Raw genomic sequence first — 16,673 nt, 5'->3', positions numbered from 1 at the left:
ATTTATGGAATTATTAACGCAATTTGCTGATTTAATAAAATTTCTAATTGATTTTATTTTACACATTGATGTCCATTTAGCCGAGTTAGTCGCTCAATATGGTACATGGGTATATGCCATTCTATTTTTAATTATTTTTTGTGAAACGGGGCTTGTTGTCACGCCATTCTTACCGGGCGATTCGTTACTGTTTGTTGCGGGGGCTTTATCTGCGTTAGATACCAATGATGTTAATGTTCACCTAATGGTTCTCTTACTGCTTTTCGCTGCGATTTTAGGTGATGCGGTTAACTATTCTATTGGGCGCATTTTTGGTGAAAAACTCTTTAGTAATCCCAATTCACGTATCTTTAAACGAGAATACTTAGATAAAACCCATGCTTTCTATGAAAAACATGGTGGTAAAGCGATAATTTTGGCAAGATTTGTGCCGATTGTCCGAACTTTCGCGCCATTCGTTGCAGGAATGGGCAAAATGTCATATCGTCATTTTGCTTTTTATAATGTTACGGGTGCCATTGCATGGGTACTGCTATTTACTTATGCTGGATACTTTTTTGGTGACTTAGATATTGTTCAAAAGAACTTAAAATTGCTAATTGTTGCCATTATTGTTATTTCTATTTTACCAGGTGTTATCGAGGTGATACGCCATCGTAGAGCGAGTGCAAAGGCCAAAAAAGAGAGTGATAACCAAGAGGTTTGAGCAGTTATCATTAGCTTTTGCCGTAGAATAGCAATAATAAAGAGATGCGCTGAAATTCAGTAAGCGGTATCATCATAAACTTTGCTAACCACATAGCCAGTATATTGTGAGTTAACATGTTCACAATAATCTGCTCTAAATAATTAGGGTTGTAGCTAGGCGATAAGTGAATGCAGCACGAAAAGCACACCGACAAAGTAGGTGACTTGTGCAATTAAACGCAGTCAACATGCTGCAACTTAAAATATGACGAGTATAAACTGGCGAAGGTCAGATTCAGACGAAAAGGTCCGTTAATGAGCTGGATTGAAAAAATTCTTAATAAAAGCAATATCACGAGTTCACGTAAAGCCAATATCCCAGAAGGGGTTTGGACAAAATGTGATAGCTGTGGGCAAGTACTTTACCGCGCAGAGTTAGAGCGTAATTTAGAAGTGTGCCCCAAATGTGATCATCACATGCGTATTTCAGCACGCCGTCGCTTAGAAACTTTTCTTGATACAGGAAGCACGACTGAGCTGGGCAGTGAGTTAGAGCCTAAAGATATTCTGAAATTCCGCGACTCTAAAAAATATAAAGACAGAATTGCTGCGGCTCAGAAACAAACCCATGAAAAAGATGCCCTAGTGGTGATGAAAGGTACGTTAAAAGAAATGCCTGTTGTGGCCGCATCTTTTGAATTTGCATTTATGGGCGGCTCTATGGCGTCTGTTGTGGGTGCGCGTTTTGTTCGTGCGGTTGAACAAGCATTAGAAGATAATTGTCCACTGATTTGCTTCTCTGCAAGTGGTGGTGCACGTATGCAAGAAGCATTGATGTCATTAATGCAAATGGCAAAAACCAGTGCCGCATTAGCTAAAATGCAAGAGCGTGGTTTACCTTATATCTCAGTGATGACCGATCCTACTATGGGTGGGGTTTCTGCAAGTTTAGCAATGTTAGGTGATATTAATGTTGCTGAGCCGAAAGCCTTGATTGGTTTTGCTGGTCCACGTGTTATTGAACAAACTGTACGTGAGAAATTACCCGCGGGTTTCCAACGTAGTGAATTCCTGCTAGAAAAAGGGGCGATAGATATGATAGTTCGCCGTCCTGAAATGCGTGATGAGCTAGCTGAATTACTGGCTAAGCTGACTCAGTATGATTTAGCGAAAGACGAAGATGAACTGCTAGGCGAAGAAATGATCGCTGATGACATCGAATCTTCTGACAATGAGCCAGAAATTAACATCGAAACGAATAAAAAAGAAGATGTCTAATATCATAACTGCTCCTCAAGCCACATCGCCTTTGTCGGTGTGGCTTTCTTATCTTGAACACTTACACTCAAGTGCTATTGATATGGGACTTGAGCGCGTGGGCAAGGTAGGTCAATTACTGAATGTATTACGTCCTGCCCCTAAAGTTATCACTGTATCGGGTACTAATGGTAAAGGAACCACTTGCCATATGCTCGAGTCAATTTTGATGGCTTCAGGATTGAAAGTGGGGGTTTATAGTTCACCTCATCTTGTCCGTTATACCGAGCGTGTTCGCATTCAAGGTAAAGAGCTTTCACCAGCTGATTTTTGTCAAGTATTTGCTGAAATAGAGCAAACCAGAGGCGATATTTCGCTGACTTTTTTTGAATACGGTACACTCGCGGCATTGAAACTATTTCAACAAGCTCAACTTGATGTGGTTATTCTTGAAGTTGGGTTAGGGGGGCGTTTAGACGCAACCAATATTGTTGATGCCGATATTGCAGCTATCACCAGTATTGCCCTTGATCATACCGATTGGCTAGGGGCTGATAGAGAGCATATTGGTCATGAAAAAGCCGGTATCTTCCGTAAAAATCACTATGCTGTTGTAGGCGAGCCAGATATGCCACTTTCTATTGCACAAGTCGCGCAACAGAAACAGGCTAAATTATTTCGTCGTGGTGTTGATTGGTCATTTTCTATTGATGGTGATCACTGGCATTGGCGTAGTGCAGATAAGCAGTTTGAAAAACTTCCCATCCCTAATATTCCCTTAGCCAACGCAGGTACGGCAATGGCAGTAATACGCTGCTTATTGAAAAGCGACGATAAAGTGAGCCAAGGGATCACCCATCAAAGTATCGTTGAGGGAATGAGTAAAGCTCAGTTGCCGGGACGTTTTCAGATAATTTCGCAGCATCCATTAGTTATTTTTGATGTTGCTCATAATCCGCATGCTGCTGGGTATTTAGCCGAAAAACTGGCGCAATTACCGCGTTATTCTGATACCAAAGTGCGCATTGTTGTTGGTATGCTGGGTGATAAAGATATTGCGGGTACATTAGCGTGTTTATCCCCTCAAGCCGATCAGTGGTATGTTGCACCATTGAATGAGTTTCGTGGCGCATCAGCTCAGGTATTAGCTCAGCACCTCGACTATCCGGCAGTATTTGATAGTGTCGAGCAAGCATGGCAACAAGCAATATCTGAGGCGCAAAAAAATGATATTGTGGTTGTATGTGGATCATTCCATACCGTTGCTCATGTAATGGAACTATTGGAAAAGGAGAGTGCGAGTGGCAAGTAAATTTCAAAATCGCTTAGTCGGAGCCGTTGTTCTTGTGGCGGTAGGGGTTATTTTTCTTCCTACATTATTTGACGGCGATAAGAAATATAACGAAGACCAATTTGCCTCTATTCCTTTAGTCCCCAAACCCGGTGATGAGCAAGATATTGAATCAATAGCGCCGATTGAGCAAACCACAACACCGTCAACGCCATCAGAGGGTGCTTCTGAGGCGATGATCTCTGAAGCGGTGACGGGGGTTGAACAGCCTCAAGTTTCTACTCCTGAAGTATCGGAGCCTCAAGTAGCGCCATCAACACCGGTTGTTGAGCCACCTAAAGTGGTTAATCCGCCTGTAGAGCCACCAACTACTCCGCCACCGGCGGTATCAGAAACAACCGCGCCGAAAGGTGAGGCTTGGGTTGTGCAGTTAGGTGCCTTGAAAAATGCGGCGAAGGTTGAAGAAATTATTGCAAAAATGCACCTCTCCGGTTATCCAGTATATACCGTGCCTGCTCGCCCTGTTTCAGGAAAAGTGACACGTATCTATATTGGGCCTAATGCCTCAAAAGCAGAGTTACAGGCGATGTTACCTCGCCTTAAAGAGCTAACAGGCCTGCAAGGTGAAGTAAGAGCCTATAAACCATAACTATGTTGATGAGACATCAGATGAGTGAAGTAACAAAGTGTTAACTTATTGCGGCGATTATGATTTTTCATGTCGCCGTAAATTATTTTAAAATTATCGAAAATTAGGGTTACGCAAACGTTTTCGTTTTCTGTTAGAATGCTACCGTATTAATGCGGGGCATCGTTATTGGATAGAGATTTATGGTCTGGATAGATTACGCCATTATTGCCATTATCGGTTTTTCTGCATTAGTTAGCCTGATCCGTGGCTTTGTTCGTGAAGCATTATCACTTATCACCTGGGGTTGTGGTTTTTTTGTTGCAAGTCAGTTTTATCCTTATCTAGCCGTCTATTTTACTCGGTTTGAAGATGAGCTGGTTCGTAACGGGATTGCGATTGTCACACTGTTTATTGCAACGCTAATTGTTGGTGCGGTGATTAATTATGTGATTAGCTCTCTTGTTCAACGCACAGGGTTATCAGGTACAGATCGTGTGTTGGGGATCTGTTTCGGGGCTTTAAGAGGTGTGCTGATTGTATCAGCGTTACTTTTTGTCTTGGGTGCTTTTACTCCTATGGCAGACAGTGCCGATTGGCAACGTTCTGAGCTTATTCCTCAATTCAACCATATTATTAGGTGGTTCTTTGACTACCTACAAAATGCGTCAAGTTTCGTGTCGGAGAAAATGTAACCTCTCCGTCTGGCTGATGAGGATCTTTTCATGTGCGGTATTGTCGGTATCGCTGGAGTTAATCCAGTAAACCAATCGATTTATGATGCGTTAACGGTGTTACAACACCGAGGTCAAGATGCAGCAGGCATTGCAACAATTGATGAGAATAACGGTTTTCGTCTACGCAAAGCAAATGGGCTGGTGAAAGATGTCTTTGAAACGCGTCATATGTTGCGTTTAAAAGGAACTATCGGAATAGGACATGTACGTTATCCAACCGCGGGCAGTTCGAGTGCATCAGAAGCGCAACCTTTTTATGTTAACTCACCTTTTGGGATCACACTTGCACATAATGGTAATTTAACCAATGCGCATTTGTTGCGTCGTCAATTATTTGAAACTGCTCGTCGACATATCAATACCACCTCAGACTCCGAAATTTTACTCAATGTGCTAGCGTATGAATTAGATCGCTTCGATCATTTTCCGCTAGAGCCAGATAATATTTTTACCGCTGTTGCGGCTATGCATAAAAAATTACGTGGCGCTTATGCTTGCGTTGCTTTGATCATCGGCCACGGCTTATTAGCTTTTCGTGATCCTTATGGCATTCGTCCTTTAGTGTTAGGCAAACGTACTTTAGAAGATGGACGCAGTGAGTATATGGTTGCGTCTGAAAGTGTCGCTCTAGATACACTAGGATTTGAATTCTTGCGTGATGTAGCACCCGGTGAGGCTGTTTATATCACAGAGCAAGGACAACTGTTTACTCGTCAATGTGCTGAAAATCCGCAATTAGTGCCTTGTCTATTTGAGTATGTTTATTTTGCGCGTCCAGACTCTTTTATTGATAAAATTTCCGTATATAACGCCCGTCTACGTATGGGGCAAAAACTCGGCGCTAAAATTGCTAAAGAGTGGGAAGATTTACAAATAGATGTGGTGATCCCTATTCCTGAAACTTCTTGTGATATTGCATTAGAAATTGCCCACATCTTAAATAAACCTTATCGACAAGGTTTTGTGAAGAATCGTTATGTTGGACGTACTTTTATTATGCCCGGCCAGCAAGAGCGTCGCAAATCAGTACGTCGTAAACTAAATGCCAACCGTGCAGAATTTCGCGATAAAAACGTGTTACTTATCGATGACTCTATCGTACGTGGCACAACATCAGAGCAAATTGTTGAGTTAGCGAGAGAAGCGGGGGCTAAAAAAGTTTATTTTGCCTCAGCCGCTCCAGAAGTGCGTTTCCCTAATGTTTATGGTATTGATATGCCTAATGCCAATGAATTAATTGCTCATGGGCGTGAAGTGGATGAAATACGTAAACTGATTGGTGCTGATGGACTTATTTTTCAAGATCTCTCTGATTTAATTGCCGCTGTTCAAGAAGAAAATCCAGATATCAACCAATTCGAATGCTCTGTATTTGATGGTGTCTATATCACAAAAGATATTGATCAAGGCTATTTAGATTACCTTGAAAATTTACGTCGTGATGATGAACATAAAATTCGTGATCAACATGAAGCTGAGAACTTAGAAATCTATAACGAAGGCTAATTTTCCGTTAAAATAGCCACCTTTATCAAGCGTCGATGCTAGCGTAACACTACATCGGCGCTTGTTTTTTGAGGGTTAATCATCATAATGATTAACAAAGATATATATTCTGAGGATTATAATGAAAAAGCTGATTGTCGGGCTAACAGGTGCCAGTGGCGCAATTTATGGTATTCGTTTATTAGAAATACTTAAATCCGTGCCAACCGTAGAAACTCACTTGGTGATCAGTCAAGCGGCGCGTCGTACCATTTCATTAGAAACGGATTATTCTCTCAAAGATATTCATGCTTTAGCTGATATTATTTATGACGATCGAGATATAGGGGCGACTATCTCTTCAGGCTCGTTTCGGGTCAATGGTATGGTTATTTTACCTTGTTCGATTAAAAGCCTCTCCGGTATTGTACATAGCTATACTGATACGTTAGTGACACGTGCCGCTGATGTCGTGTTAAAAGAAGGACGTAAATTAGTGCTATGTGTACGCGAAACACCGTTACATTTAGGGCACTTACGTTTAATGACTCAAGCTGCTGAGCTTGGTGCCATCATTATGCCACCAGTACCTGCATTTTATTTTCAGCCTAAAACGATCGATGACATTGTTAATCAGACAGTAAATCGAGTGCTTGATCAATTTGACATTGACTTGCCGGATGATCTTTTTCAGCGTTGGCAAGGGGATAAACCTGCCCGTTGATCCCCTGTGTGACGAGTGACTATTTTTTATGGCGAATAATATCTTCTAAAGCGCCTTCCAGTTGTGGGTAACGAAAGCTGAATCCTGCATCGAGCAGTTTCTTAGGAAACGCTTGTTGCCCACCTAAAACTAATGTGGCACTTTCTCCCATCATTAATTTTAATATTGTGGCAGGAACCGTCATAAATGCAGGGCGTTTCAGTACGTGAGCTAAAGTCGTGGTAAATGCTTTATTTTGTACTGGATGAGGGGCTGTCAGATTAAAGGCGCCTTGGGTATTGTTATTATTAAGTAAAAATACGATGGCATTGACCATATCATCAATATGTATCCATGGCATATATTGCTTACCATTACCTAATTTTCCACCTAAACCTAATTTAAAAGGCGGGCTCATTTTAGGTAATGCCCCTCCTTTTGTAGAGAGTACAATACCAGTACGTAGCAAACACACCCGTGTTAATGGCGTTTGTGCATCGAGTGCAATATTTTCCCATTTGGCACAGAGTTGATGAGTAAATTCATCCTTAGGTGGCGTCTCTTCAGTGACATTATTTTCACCTTGATCACCATAAAAACCCACCGCAGAGCCAGAAATTAAAACACTAGGGGGAGAGTCGCTGGCTTTTATTAAATCCACCAGCTTTTGGGTTAATTTGCATCGACTATTAACTAACGTTTGTTTTTGCTCCGGTGTCCAGCGTTTGTCTGCAATTGGTTCTCCAGCAAGATTAATCACTGCATCAAATTGGTTTAAGTTTTCTTTATCATCTAAATGCGTCCAACACGCCATTTCATTACAGAAATGAGAGTAGACTTTCTGTGGCGAACGGGAAAGTACGGTAATATTATGTTTATCTAATGCGAGTTGGCAGATAAGTGCTCTGCCAATTAATCCGGTTCCACCTGTGATAAGTATATTCATCACCATCCTCCTGATTACTCTATCCTAATTAAGGTTGTATCATCCTGATAGGTGAGATTAGTCACTAACCAAACAGTTTTTTGGCTGCTGGACGTTGGCTTATTGTATTTAGCCATTTTTCTACCGCAGGATAATCTGCTAGATCAATATGATGTGTGTCATGGTAACGAGCCCAAGTATAGGTGGCTATATCAGCAATGCTATAATCGTTTCCACCAAGATAAGGAGATTGAGCGAGTCGGCTCTCTAACACCTGATATAAACGCTCGGTCTCTTTTGTATAACGATCGATTGCGTAAGGTACTTTTTCAGGGGCGTAACGCGTAAAGTGATGATTTTGTCCAAGCATAGGACCAAATCCCCCCACTTGCCAAAATAGCCACTGTAGTTGGGTCATTTTTTCTCGCAGATCATGGCTAAGTAATTTGCCACTTTTTTCTGCTAAATAGATAAGAATAGCACCTGATTCAAAAATAGAGAGTGGTTCACCACCGTCAGCGGGAGCATTATCGACAATAGCAGGAATTTTATTATTGGGTGAAATAGCTAAAAATTCGGGTTTAAATTGATCACCTTTGCCAATATCAACATGATGCAAAGTATAAGGCATGGCGACTTCTTCGAGGAAAAGCGTAATTTTTTGGCCATTCGGGGTGTTTGCATAATAAAGATCGATCATAAAACCTCCGCAATAAGGTGATATTCAATAGCGTATATTTTACAGTCTGCCTAGTAACATCATAAAAAGCAAAAAATCGCAAGATGAATAAAGCAAATTACCTATGATTATTATAGTGGTGAAATATGGTGATTTTGGTATATTCAGGATAAAAATTACGATCGTTTAGCATCGATTAAAAAAGGTTTGTTGAGGATGGAACAAGAAAATACGGCAGTGGTCGAGTGGGTTGATATTGTTGATGAAAAAAATGAAGTTGTTGCACAAGCAACACGTCAACAAATGCGAGCAGAAAACCTACGTCACCGAGCAACTTATATTGTCGTGCACGATGGCATGGGAAAAATTTTGGCACAACGCCGTACTGAAACAAAAGATTTCTATCCAGGTTGGTTAGATGCAACCGCGGGTGGTGTAGTACAACAAGGTGAAAATGCACTCGAAAGTGCACGTCGTGAAGCAGAAGAAGAGCTAGGTATTGCCGGGGTTCCTTTTGCCGAACATGGACAATTCTATTATGACGATGAGAGTTGCCGCGTTTGGGGAAGCTTATTTAGTTGTGTATCACATGGGCCATTTGCATTACAGCCAGAAGAAATCGAGGAAGTATGCTGGCTTACTCCCTTAGAAATCACTGAACGTTGTGATGAATTTACCCCTGATTCACTTAAAGCACTCTCTCTATGGTTAACGCGAAATAATAGTACTCGCTTGGACACAAAAGAAACCACTGACTAAGGGGTACTTTGTCCGAGTTCTAAACGATAAGCATAGTTGATAACGGTATTTTCAAACATAGCGTTATCAACCTCATCACGTAAATGTTGCAATAGTGCAATTAGGTGCTTACCTGCCTCTTTACCTATTTTATGGTAATTAAAATGTATAGATGTCAGGGAAGGTGCTATTTGAGCGCTATTTTCAGAACCTTCTAAGCAGGCGATAGCGAGATCTTGGGGAATTTTAATTAATCTTCGTTGGCACTCAAACATCATTCCCAAAGCAATACTCTCATGGCTACAAATAACGGCATCTAGTTCGGGCTGACGTAATAAGATCTCTGTTAATGCTTGTCGACCATATGCCATAGAAGCGGGGTCGGGCGTAGTAACACTTTGCTCAGCATTTAAATAATTTTTTAATAAAGCACGCGACCAGCCAGTAATTTGCTGGTGGTGTAAACGTTGTCCTTGTAGCGCACCAACATAGCCGACACAACGTTTACCTTGCTGAATTAAATAATGGGTTAAATCAAACGCTGCCTTTTCATAACCGCAATCAATACTTATTGCAGATTGCTCATTAGATTGACTCGCGACACTGACAACAGGCACATTGGCATTACTGATATGTAAGAACTGTACATCACTTAATTGGGAGCCAAAGGCAACTAATGCGGCAGGGTTACTCTGTAATAGCATATTAATTACATCAGTTGCTTTATGGAGCTGATATTCATAACATCCCACTAATATTTGATAATGATGACGGCTGAGGATCTGCTGCAATGATTGCATAAAATCAGCACTGGCTTTATCAGTAAAAGAGGGCAGTAGTACAGCAATAATATGGCTTTGAGCGGAAGCTAAGGCCCCTGCTGAGGCATTAGGGATATATCCCAACTCTGCCACTGCTTGGTTAACTTTTTCTCTTAATTTATCCGACACTAATTCAGGCGTACGCAATGCGCGAGATACGGTCATTGAACCGACTCCGGCATGTTTAGCAACTTCTTGTAAAGTGACGCGACCTGTATTTCGGCGTTTACGTGTTTTTATCATCGTGATCAGATTTATTCGGCTTTATTTTTAATTCGCAGATCCTACCTGAAATTTTCCCACTCTGCAGAAACAATACAGTGTCAATTGTTGCACTTATTCGCAATTAACATTTCATCAAAATGATAGCGCTATCACAATTACACATAATCTATCTAGATAGCGCTACCATTAGTGATTATTATCCTTAATACAGAGATCAAAAAAGCACCTTACTGAGGTTATAAATATGCTTAAAACATTATTAACACCGGATGTGGTACAAGTGATCCCACAAGTCAAAGATTGGCGTGAAGCAATTAAAATCGCCTGTCAGCCATTAATTGACAAAGGTTGTATTGAGCCTCGTTATGTTGATGCGATTTATAAATCACACGAGCAAATAGGCCCTTACTATGTATTAGGACCAGGTATTGCTATGCCTCATGCACGTCCTGAAGAAGGGGTTAATCAGCTCTCTTTAGCATTAACTATCATCGAAAAAGGGGTGGAATTTGGTGCTGATGAAAATGATCCGGTGAAACTTTTAATTGTTTTAGCCGCAACAGATAACGATAGCCATATTAATGCCATTGTGAAATTAGCTGAACTTTTTGATAACCAAGATGATATAGACACTTTGTTGCAAGCAAAAAGTAAGGCAGAAGTATTGGCTGTTATTAATCACTATTAATTCAATTTTAAATAACCAAGGGGAATATGATGAAAATTACCGTTGTATGTGGAAATGGTTTAGGCAGTAGCTTAATGATGGAAATGAGCATCAAAAGTATTTTAAAAGATCTGGCCGTCAATGCTGATGTTGATCATGTCGATTTAGGTTCGGCAAAAGGGACACCGAGTGATATTTATGTGGGAACTCGTGATATTGCGGAACAACTTAATGCTCAAGCGGTTAATGGCAAAATTGTTTCTTTAGATAATATGATTGATAAAGTCGCGATGAAAGAGAAACTTTCGACCGCATTACGTGAATTAGGCGCGCTATAAGGAGCCTAGTATGGACTTTTTCCGCTTTCTAATGAGCGATGTGCTTTCAGAGCCTGCTATATTGGTGGGTTTAATCGCATTGATTGGTTTAATTGCTCAGAAAAAACCTGCGACAGAATGTATTAAGGGCACCGTTAAAACCATTATGGGTTTTGTTATTTTAGGTGCAGGGGCAGGTTTAGTCATTAACTCGCTTGGTGATTTCTCAACGATTTTCCAACATGCATTTGGCATTCAAGGTGTTGTACCTAATAACGAAGCCATAGTCTCTATTGCACAAAAAAGCTTTGGTAAAGAGATGGCACTGATTATGTTCTTTGCCATGTTAATTAATATATTAATTGCACGCTTAACACCGTGGAAATATATTTTCTTAACGGGTCACCACACTTTATTTATGTCGATGATGGTCGCGGTGATTTTGGCAACAGCGGGTTTAGAAGGGGCGGTATTAGTTGCAGTAGGTTCATTAGTTGTTGGGGTATCAATGGTATTTTTCCCAGCCATTGCACATCCTTATATGAAAAAGATCACCGGCTCTGATGATGTCGCATTAGGCCATTTCTCTACTATTTCCTATGTTGTATCTGGTTTTATTGGTAGTAAATTTGGCAATAAAGCGCATTCAACGGAAGAGATGAATGTACCTAAGAGTTTACTCTTTTTGCGTGATACGCCAGTTGCGATCGCTTTCACCATGGGCATAATTTTTATTATTACGTGTTTATTTGCCGGTGACACTTTTGTTCGTGAAGTTAGTGGTGGTAAAAACTGGTTTATGTTCTCCTTAATGCAATCCATCACCTTTGCGGCAGGTGTTTATATTATCCTACAAGGTGTGCGTATGGTGATTGCAGAGATTGTTCCTGCATTTAAAGGCATTTCTGATAAGTTAGTCCCCAATGCAAAACCTGCGCTTGATTGTCCCGTCGTATTTCCTTATGCACCTAATGCCGTTTTAGTCGGTTTTCTGAGTAGTTTTGCAGCGGGTGTCATTGGCATGTTTATTCTTTATGCTTTAGATTGGACTGTCATTATACCTGGGGTGGTACCTCATTTCTTTGTGGGTGCAACTGCAGGCGTATTTGGTAACGCCACAGGGGGACGCCGAGGTGCTATTTTAGGTGCTTTTGCTCAAGGTTTATTGATTACTTTCTTACCCGTATTTTTATTACCTGTACTTGGTGATATTGGTATTGCCAATACCACATTTAGTGATGCAGACTTCGGTGTGATTGGTATTCTATTAGGGATTATTGTTCGTTAATACTACCGACGTTGATATTACTTATTAGTGGAATTTTAATAAATGCCCGACTTTTTAACCAGTCGGGCATTTTTTTGGTAGAAATAGTGTATTTAAATTTTCTTTATAGATTCAATCTATTATGATTAGAGTGTTCCCCGTGTATACGGGGATAAATTATCATCAAGTCTTCTCTCTTACTTGGTATTTATGCAGAGATGAATTTTTATATTTATTATCTGAATAATAATGCTATTATCCTAAGTGAATATTCACAATGTGTATATTTTTGTGCCTAATTAATTATAAAAATAGGTTTAACATCATAATCACTAAGGAAGAAAGAAGATGTCTTTAGGTATTCGATATCTTGCGTTATTACCACTTTTCGTTATTACTGCTTGCCAACAGCCTGTAAATTATAATCCACCAGCAACTCAAGTGGCTCAAGTTCAGCCTGCTATTGTCAATAATTCATGGATTGAAATTTCACGAAGTGCACTCGACTTTAATGTAAAAAAAGTTCAATCATTATTAGGTAAGCAATCCTCTCTTTGTGCAGTGTTAAAAGGAGATGCTTATGGGCATGATTTATCGTTAGTTGCCCCAATTATGATAGAAAATAATGTGAAATGTATTGGTGTAACAAATAACCAAGAATTAAAAGAAGTACGTGATTTAGGATTTAAAGGCCGTTTAATGCGAGTGCGTAATGCGACAGAACAAGAAATGGCACAGGCAACCAACTATAACGTAGAAGAGTTAATTGGTGATCTTGATATGGCAAAAAGATTAGATGCTATTGCCAAGCAACAAAATAAAGTCATTCCTATTCATTTAGCATTAAATTCAGGTGGCATGTCTCGTAATGGTTTAGAGGTCGATAATAAATCTGGGCTTGAAAAAGCAAAACAAATTTCTCAATTAGCTAACCTAAAAGTGGTTGGTATTATGTCTCATTATCCCGAAGAAGATGCTAATAAAGTAAGGGAAGACCTGGCTCGTTTTAAGCAACAATCTCAGCAAGTGTTAGAGGTGATGGGATTAGAGCGTAACAATGTCACATTACATATGGCAAATACCTTTGCGACAATTACCGTGCCTGAGTCATGGCTGGATATGGTACGTGTGGGAGGTATTTTTTATGGTGATACCATTGCGAGTACAGACTATAAACGTGTGATGACCTTTAAATCCAACATTGCTTCAATTAATTATTATCCTAAAGGTAATACGGTTGGCTATGATCGTACTTACACATTAAAACGTGACTCAGTACTAGCTAATATTCCTGTAGGTTATGCAGATGGTTATCGTCGCGTTTTTAGTAATGCGGGGCATGCGTTAATTGCTGGGCAACGCGTACCTGTTTTAGGAAAAACATCAATGAATACCGTTATAGTTGATATTACCAGTCTTAACAATATCAAACCAGGTGATGAAGTTGTATTTTTTGGCAAACAAGGTAATAGCGAAATTACCGCAGAAGAAATTGAAGATATCAGTGGTGCATTGTTTACCGAAATGTCAATTTTATGGGGAGCAACCAATCAACGGGTATTAGTTGATTAAGCTAGGTTGTGAGTGTTACCAAATAATAAAAAGGCGATTGAAAATAACAATCGCCTGATATTATTGATAACTTAAAGCTATAAATTATCAGGTAACCCATAAGCCACTAAGCTATCGCCCATTTTAGTACCAAATGAACCATGTCCGCCGGCCATAATGACCACATATTGCTTGCCTCCAATAGAGTAGGTCATTGGCGTTGCTTGTCCACCTGCGGGTAATCGTGCTTCCCATAACATTTTGCCATTCGTCACATTAAATGCTCGAATATAATTATCCTGAGAAGCAGCAACAAACATCACATTACCTGCGGTTGAGATAGCGCCTCCTAGCCCAGGAACACCAATTTTTAATGGTGGTAATTCCACTAAATTAGGCAAACTATCCCTAATGGTGCCAAATCGTTGTTGCCAAACAAGCTCATTTTTTGTTAAATCAACACCAGCAACAAATCCCCAAGGGGGTTGTTTACAAGGTAATCCTAGTGGTGATAAGAATGGATGAATATCAACACTATAAGGTGTTCCCGTCATGGGTTGTAAACCTTGCTCTCCGTGGCCTGCGTCAATTGCTTGACTATCTTGAGGATCTTTTAAATAAAGTTTTGAGATAAAAGGCAAGGTAATAAAGTTCATTACCGCGACTTGTCTATCTTGATTAACAGAAATACCGCCCCATTCAAAAATACCGAGGTTACCAGGAAAAACAAGCGTACCGTTTTCTGATGGTGGAGTATAAATTCCCTCATAATTTAACTGATGGAAGGCGATACGACATAACAGCTGGTCTGCCATTGTGCCGCCCCACATATCTGAACCTTGCAACTTATTTTTAGGTGCTAAATTAAGTGCTGAAAAAGGCTGAGTGGGTGAGTAATGCTCACCTTGTGTTTGTGGACCATATTTGACACTAGTAGGAACCGGTTTTTCTGTCACAGGAACAATAGGTGTACCGTCTCTTCTATCAAGAACAAACACATTCCCTGTTTTCGTGACGATATAAATGGCAGGTATTGTTTCATTTTTATCAGTTTTGATATCAACCAGTGATGGTTGCGAAGGAACATCCATATCCCATAAATCATGATGGGTGGTTTGGAAATGCCACAATAGCTCGCCTGTCGACCCTTTTAGTGCTAAAACTGAATTAGCGTAACGCTCTTTTAATGGATGACGATCGCCTCCCCAAATATCGGGTGTACCTACTCCTGTCGGAATATAGACCACATCCGTTTGTGCATCATAAGCTAAAGGCGCCCATGCATTAGGGGAGTTATGAACAAATTGAGTCTCTTTACCTGGCATCGCATTGGGATCTTCTGCGCCAGTATCAAATACCCATATTAATTTTCCGCTATTAACATCATAGCCACGGATCACACCAGAAGGCTCTTGAGTTGATAAGTTATCAGTAACAGAGCCACCTATAATAATAGTATTACCGGTGACGATAGGGGGAGATGTTGGGTTATATCCACCCAAATAAGCATAAGGCATAGAAGCTAACAGATTGATTTCTCCATTCTGACCAAAATCACGGCATGCATTACCCGTTTGCGCATTAACTGCGATTAGGCGGCCATCATTGACTGGAAGAAAGACTTTTTCAGGACATTCATCTGATATGCTTGGTTGGCGAACGTCGAGGCTTTTGGCAAATTCGGCACTATTATTTTGATTATAATAGGCAACCCCTCGGCAAGTCATATGCTGGAAGCTTTTGTTATATTGCAATTTAGAATCAAAACGCCACTTCTCTTTACCTGTTGCGGGATCTAAGCTAATTAAATATTGGTGAGGTGTACATAGAAAGAGATTATCTTCAATTTTTATAGGCGTAACTTCGTTGGTTATCTCAACGGCATCATTAGCTCTTTTTTCATCACCGGTATGAAAAGTCCATTTCTCAACTAACTTATCAACATTATCACTGTTGATTTGAGTTAATGGTGAATAGCGTATTCCGGCTTGCGTTCTGCCATAAGCGGGCCAGTCATTATCATTTACTCCGATAGGAGATATAGAGTTGGTGGGCTGTTGTTGTGTAAATTGACCATTAATGGCATGAGGATCGGTTAGTGAACTACCTAATATAATGATAAGTGTTGTGGCTAATAGTGTGAATAAGCCAATTTTATTGGTATGACAAGTGTAAACATTATTATTGAGTGTGAAAGGAATAAGGAGTAAGCCTAGAATAAAAATAATATCTAAGCGAGGAGCGAGTGCCCAAAAATCAAATCCTGACTCCCAGATACTCCAGACAATCGTTATTAAAAATAGAAAGTTAAAGAGTAATAGGGTGCTTTTCTTTCGACTTAGAAAGCAAGCTGCAATAATAAGAAGCATGACACCGGTAAAGAGATAAAAAGGCGATCCTGCTAATGAAACTAAATACCCTCCGAGTACAGTAAAGTAAAGCGCCAATATTGTGAGTATGATGAATACTATCCATCGATAGAAATGTGATATTTTCATAATGCTATCGTCCTATTCTTTCTTACCATCTTATAAATAGAATAGACAATAATTTATTAGCTCACCTGTTTGTCTCTAACAACCATTACATTAATATGCATTTATGAGAAATTTTAATATAAAACACTAGTATTGAATGTAAGTGATATGAATACTTAAAGTAGGGTGCTTGTGAACACAAGGCGCAACAACGTTGG

At 40.1% G+C, this 16,673-nt stretch carries 16 protein-coding genes; 12 read left to right on the top strand and 4 right to left on the bottom strand.

Going from position 1 to position 16,673, the window contains the following annotated elements; genetic code table 11:
* Window positions 1-4 precede the first annotated feature (4 nt).
* From HMPREF0693_RS04370 to HMPREF0693_RS04340, 7 genes are all read left to right on the top strand, one after another.
* The gene (locus HMPREF0693_RS04370; protein ID WP_004243735.1) at window positions 5-706 is read left to right on the top strand and encodes a DedA family protein; all 702 of its coding nucleotides are present in this window, start codon (window positions 5-7) and stop codon (window positions 704-706) included.
* A gap of 296 nt (window positions 707-1,002) precedes the next feature.
* Window positions 1,003-1,965, top strand: a complete 963-nt coding sequence (gene accD, locus HMPREF0693_RS04365) for an acetyl-CoA carboxylase, carboxyltransferase subunit beta (protein WP_004243734.1) — start codon at window positions 1,003-1,005, stop codon at window positions 1,963-1,965.
* Window positions 1,958-3,256, top strand: a complete 1,299-nt coding sequence (gene folC, locus HMPREF0693_RS04360; RefSeq protein ID WP_004250684.1) for a bifunctional tetrahydrofolate synthase/dihydrofolate synthase — start codon at window positions 1,958-1,960, stop codon at window positions 3,254-3,256. The genes accD and folC overlap by 8 nt, the downstream gene beginning before the upstream one ends.
* Entirely contained in the window at window positions 3,246-3,884 is a 639-nt protein-coding gene (dedD, locus tag HMPREF0693_RS04355) for a cell division protein DedD (protein ID WP_004243732.1), read from the top strand. The genes folC and dedD overlap by 11 nt, the downstream gene beginning before the upstream one ends.
* A 182-nt stretch (window positions 3,885-4,066) precedes the next feature.
* Window positions 4,067-4,558, top strand: coding sequence for a colicin V production protein (cvpA, locus tag HMPREF0693_RS04350; RefSeq protein WP_004243731.1), 492 nt, complete (start codon window positions 4,067-4,069; stop codon window positions 4,556-4,558).
* A 30-nt stretch (window positions 4,559-4,588) separates the two neighbouring features.
* The gene (purF, locus tag HMPREF0693_RS04345) at window positions 4,589-6,106 is read left to right on the top strand and encodes an amidophosphoribosyltransferase (protein WP_004243730.1); all 1,518 of its coding nucleotides are present in this window, start codon (window positions 4,589-4,591) and stop codon (window positions 6,104-6,106) included.
* Window positions 6,107-6,227: 121 nt separating this feature from the next.
* Window positions 6,228-6,809 (top strand): UbiX family flavin prenyltransferase, encoded by a 582-nt coding sequence (locus HMPREF0693_RS04340; RefSeq protein WP_004243729.1) that lies wholly within the window; start codon window positions 6,228-6,230, stop codon window positions 6,807-6,809.
* A gap of 19 nt (window positions 6,810-6,828) precedes the next feature.
* Here the strand turns inward: HMPREF0693_RS04340 and HMPREF0693_RS04335 are convergent, their stop codons facing one another.
* Window positions 6,829-7,734: a TIGR01777 family oxidoreductase gene (locus HMPREF0693_RS04335; RefSeq protein WP_004250688.1), complete on the bottom strand. Its 906-nt coding sequence runs from the start codon at window positions 7,732-7,734 to the stop codon at window positions 6,829-6,831.
* Between the two features lie 64 nt (window positions 7,735-7,798).
* Window positions 7,799-8,413 (bottom strand): glutathione binding-like protein, encoded by a 615-nt coding sequence (locus HMPREF0693_RS04330; RefSeq protein WP_004243727.1) that lies wholly within the window; start codon window positions 8,411-8,413, stop codon window positions 7,799-7,801.
* A gap of 195 nt (window positions 8,414-8,608) precedes the next feature.
* On the opposite strand from HMPREF0693_RS04330, the gene yfcD reads away from it, so the two are divergent.
* Entirely contained in the window at window positions 8,609-9,151 is a 543-nt protein-coding gene (gene yfcD, locus HMPREF0693_RS04325; protein ID WP_004243726.1) for an NUDIX hydrolase YfcD, read from the top strand.
* Here the strand turns inward: yfcD and HMPREF0693_RS04320 are convergent.
* Window positions 9,148-10,194, bottom strand: coding sequence for a LacI family DNA-binding transcriptional regulator (locus HMPREF0693_RS04320; protein ID WP_004243725.1), 1,047 nt, complete (start codon window positions 10,192-10,194; stop codon window positions 9,148-9,150). The genes yfcD and HMPREF0693_RS04320 overlap by 4 nt on opposite strands.
* A 226-nt stretch (window positions 10,195-10,420) precedes the next feature.
* Between HMPREF0693_RS04320 and HMPREF0693_RS04315 the strand changes: the two genes are divergently transcribed.
* From HMPREF0693_RS04315 to alr, 4 genes are all read left to right on the top strand, one after another.
* Window positions 10,421-10,864 (top strand): PTS sugar transporter subunit IIA, encoded by a 444-nt coding sequence (locus tag HMPREF0693_RS04315; RefSeq protein ID WP_004243724.1) that lies wholly within the window; start codon window positions 10,421-10,423, stop codon window positions 10,862-10,864.
* Window positions 10,865-10,893: 29 nt separating this feature from the next.
* Entirely contained in the window at window positions 10,894-11,181 is a 288-nt protein-coding gene (locus HMPREF0693_RS04310) for a PTS sugar transporter subunit IIB (protein ID WP_012368108.1), read from the top strand.
* 10 nt (window positions 11,182-11,191) lie between these two features.
* A complete protein-coding gene (gene ulaA, locus HMPREF0693_RS04305) occupies window positions 11,192-12,448 on the top strand; it encodes a PTS ascorbate transporter subunit IIC (protein WP_004243721.1) in 1,257 nt (418 codons plus the stop codon).
* A 327-nt stretch (window positions 12,449-12,775) separates the two neighbouring features.
* Window positions 12,776-13,999: an alanine racemase gene (alr, locus tag HMPREF0693_RS04300; protein WP_004243720.1), complete on the top strand. Its 1,224-nt coding sequence runs from the start codon at window positions 12,776-12,778 to the stop codon at window positions 13,997-13,999.
* Window positions 14,000-14,076: 77 nt separating this feature from the next.
* On the opposite strand, the gene HMPREF0693_RS04295 is transcribed toward alr, so the two are convergent.
* Window positions 14,077-16,476: a membrane-bound PQQ-dependent dehydrogenase, glucose/quinate/shikimate family gene (locus HMPREF0693_RS04295; protein WP_004243719.1), complete on the bottom strand. Its 2,400-nt coding sequence runs from the start codon at window positions 16,474-16,476 to the stop codon at window positions 14,077-14,079.
* Window positions 16,477-16,673: the final 197 nt, after the last annotated feature.

Source organism: Proteus mirabilis ATCC 29906 (assembly GCF_000160755.1).
Lineage (GTDB): Bacteria > Pseudomonadota > Gammaproteobacteria > Enterobacterales > Enterobacteriaceae > Proteus > Proteus mirabilis.
Note: the sequence above shows the minus strand (reverse complement) of the source record. Positions and strands in the feature narration are given on the sequence as shown.

Coding starts and splice junctions, on each gene's coding strand:
- HMPREF0693_RS04370 (WP_004243735.1), top strand. CDS start 5: ATGGAATTATTAACGCAATTTGCTGATTTAATAAAATTTCTAATTGAT.
- accD (WP_004243734.1), top strand. CDS start 1,003: ATGAGCTGGATTGAAAAAATTCTTAATAAAAGCAATATCACGAGTTCA.
- folC (WP_004250684.1), top strand. CDS start 1,958: ATGTCTAATATCATAACTGCTCCTCAAGCCACATCGCCTTTGTCGGTG.
- cvpA (WP_004243731.1), top strand. CDS start 4,067: ATGGTCTGGATAGATTACGCCATTATTGCCATTATCGGTTTTTCTGCA.
- purF (WP_004243730.1), top strand. CDS start 4,589: ATGTGCGGTATTGTCGGTATCGCTGGAGTTAATCCAGTAAACCAATCG.
- HMPREF0693_RS04340 (WP_004243729.1), top strand. CDS start 6,228: ATGAAAAAGCTGATTGTCGGGCTAACAGGTGCCAGTGGCGCAATTTAT.
- HMPREF0693_RS04335 (WP_004250688.1), bottom strand. CDS start 7,734: ATGAATATACTTATCACAGGTGGAACCGGATTAATTGGCAGAGCACTT.
- HMPREF0693_RS04330 (WP_004243727.1), bottom strand. CDS start 8,413: ATGATCGATCTTTATTATGCAAACACCCCGAATGGCCAAAAAATTACG.
- yfcD (WP_004243726.1), top strand. CDS start 8,609: ATGGAACAAGAAAATACGGCAGTGGTCGAGTGGGTTGATATTGTTGAT.
- HMPREF0693_RS04320 (WP_004243725.1), bottom strand. CDS start 10,194: ATGATAAAAACACGTAAACGCCGAAATACAGGTCGCGTCACTTTACAA.
- HMPREF0693_RS04315 (WP_004243724.1), top strand. CDS start 10,421: ATGCTTAAAACATTATTAACACCGGATGTGGTACAAGTGATCCCACAA.
- HMPREF0693_RS04310 (WP_012368108.1), top strand. CDS start 10,894: ATGAAAATTACCGTTGTATGTGGAAATGGTTTAGGCAGTAGCTTAATG.
- ulaA (WP_004243721.1), top strand. CDS start 11,192: ATGGACTTTTTCCGCTTTCTAATGAGCGATGTGCTTTCAGAGCCTGCT.
- alr (WP_004243720.1), top strand. CDS start 12,776: ATGTCTTTAGGTATTCGATATCTTGCGTTATTACCACTTTTCGTTATT.
- HMPREF0693_RS04295 (WP_004243719.1), bottom strand. CDS start 16,476: ATGAAAATATCACATTTCTATCGATGGATAGTATTCATCATACTCACA.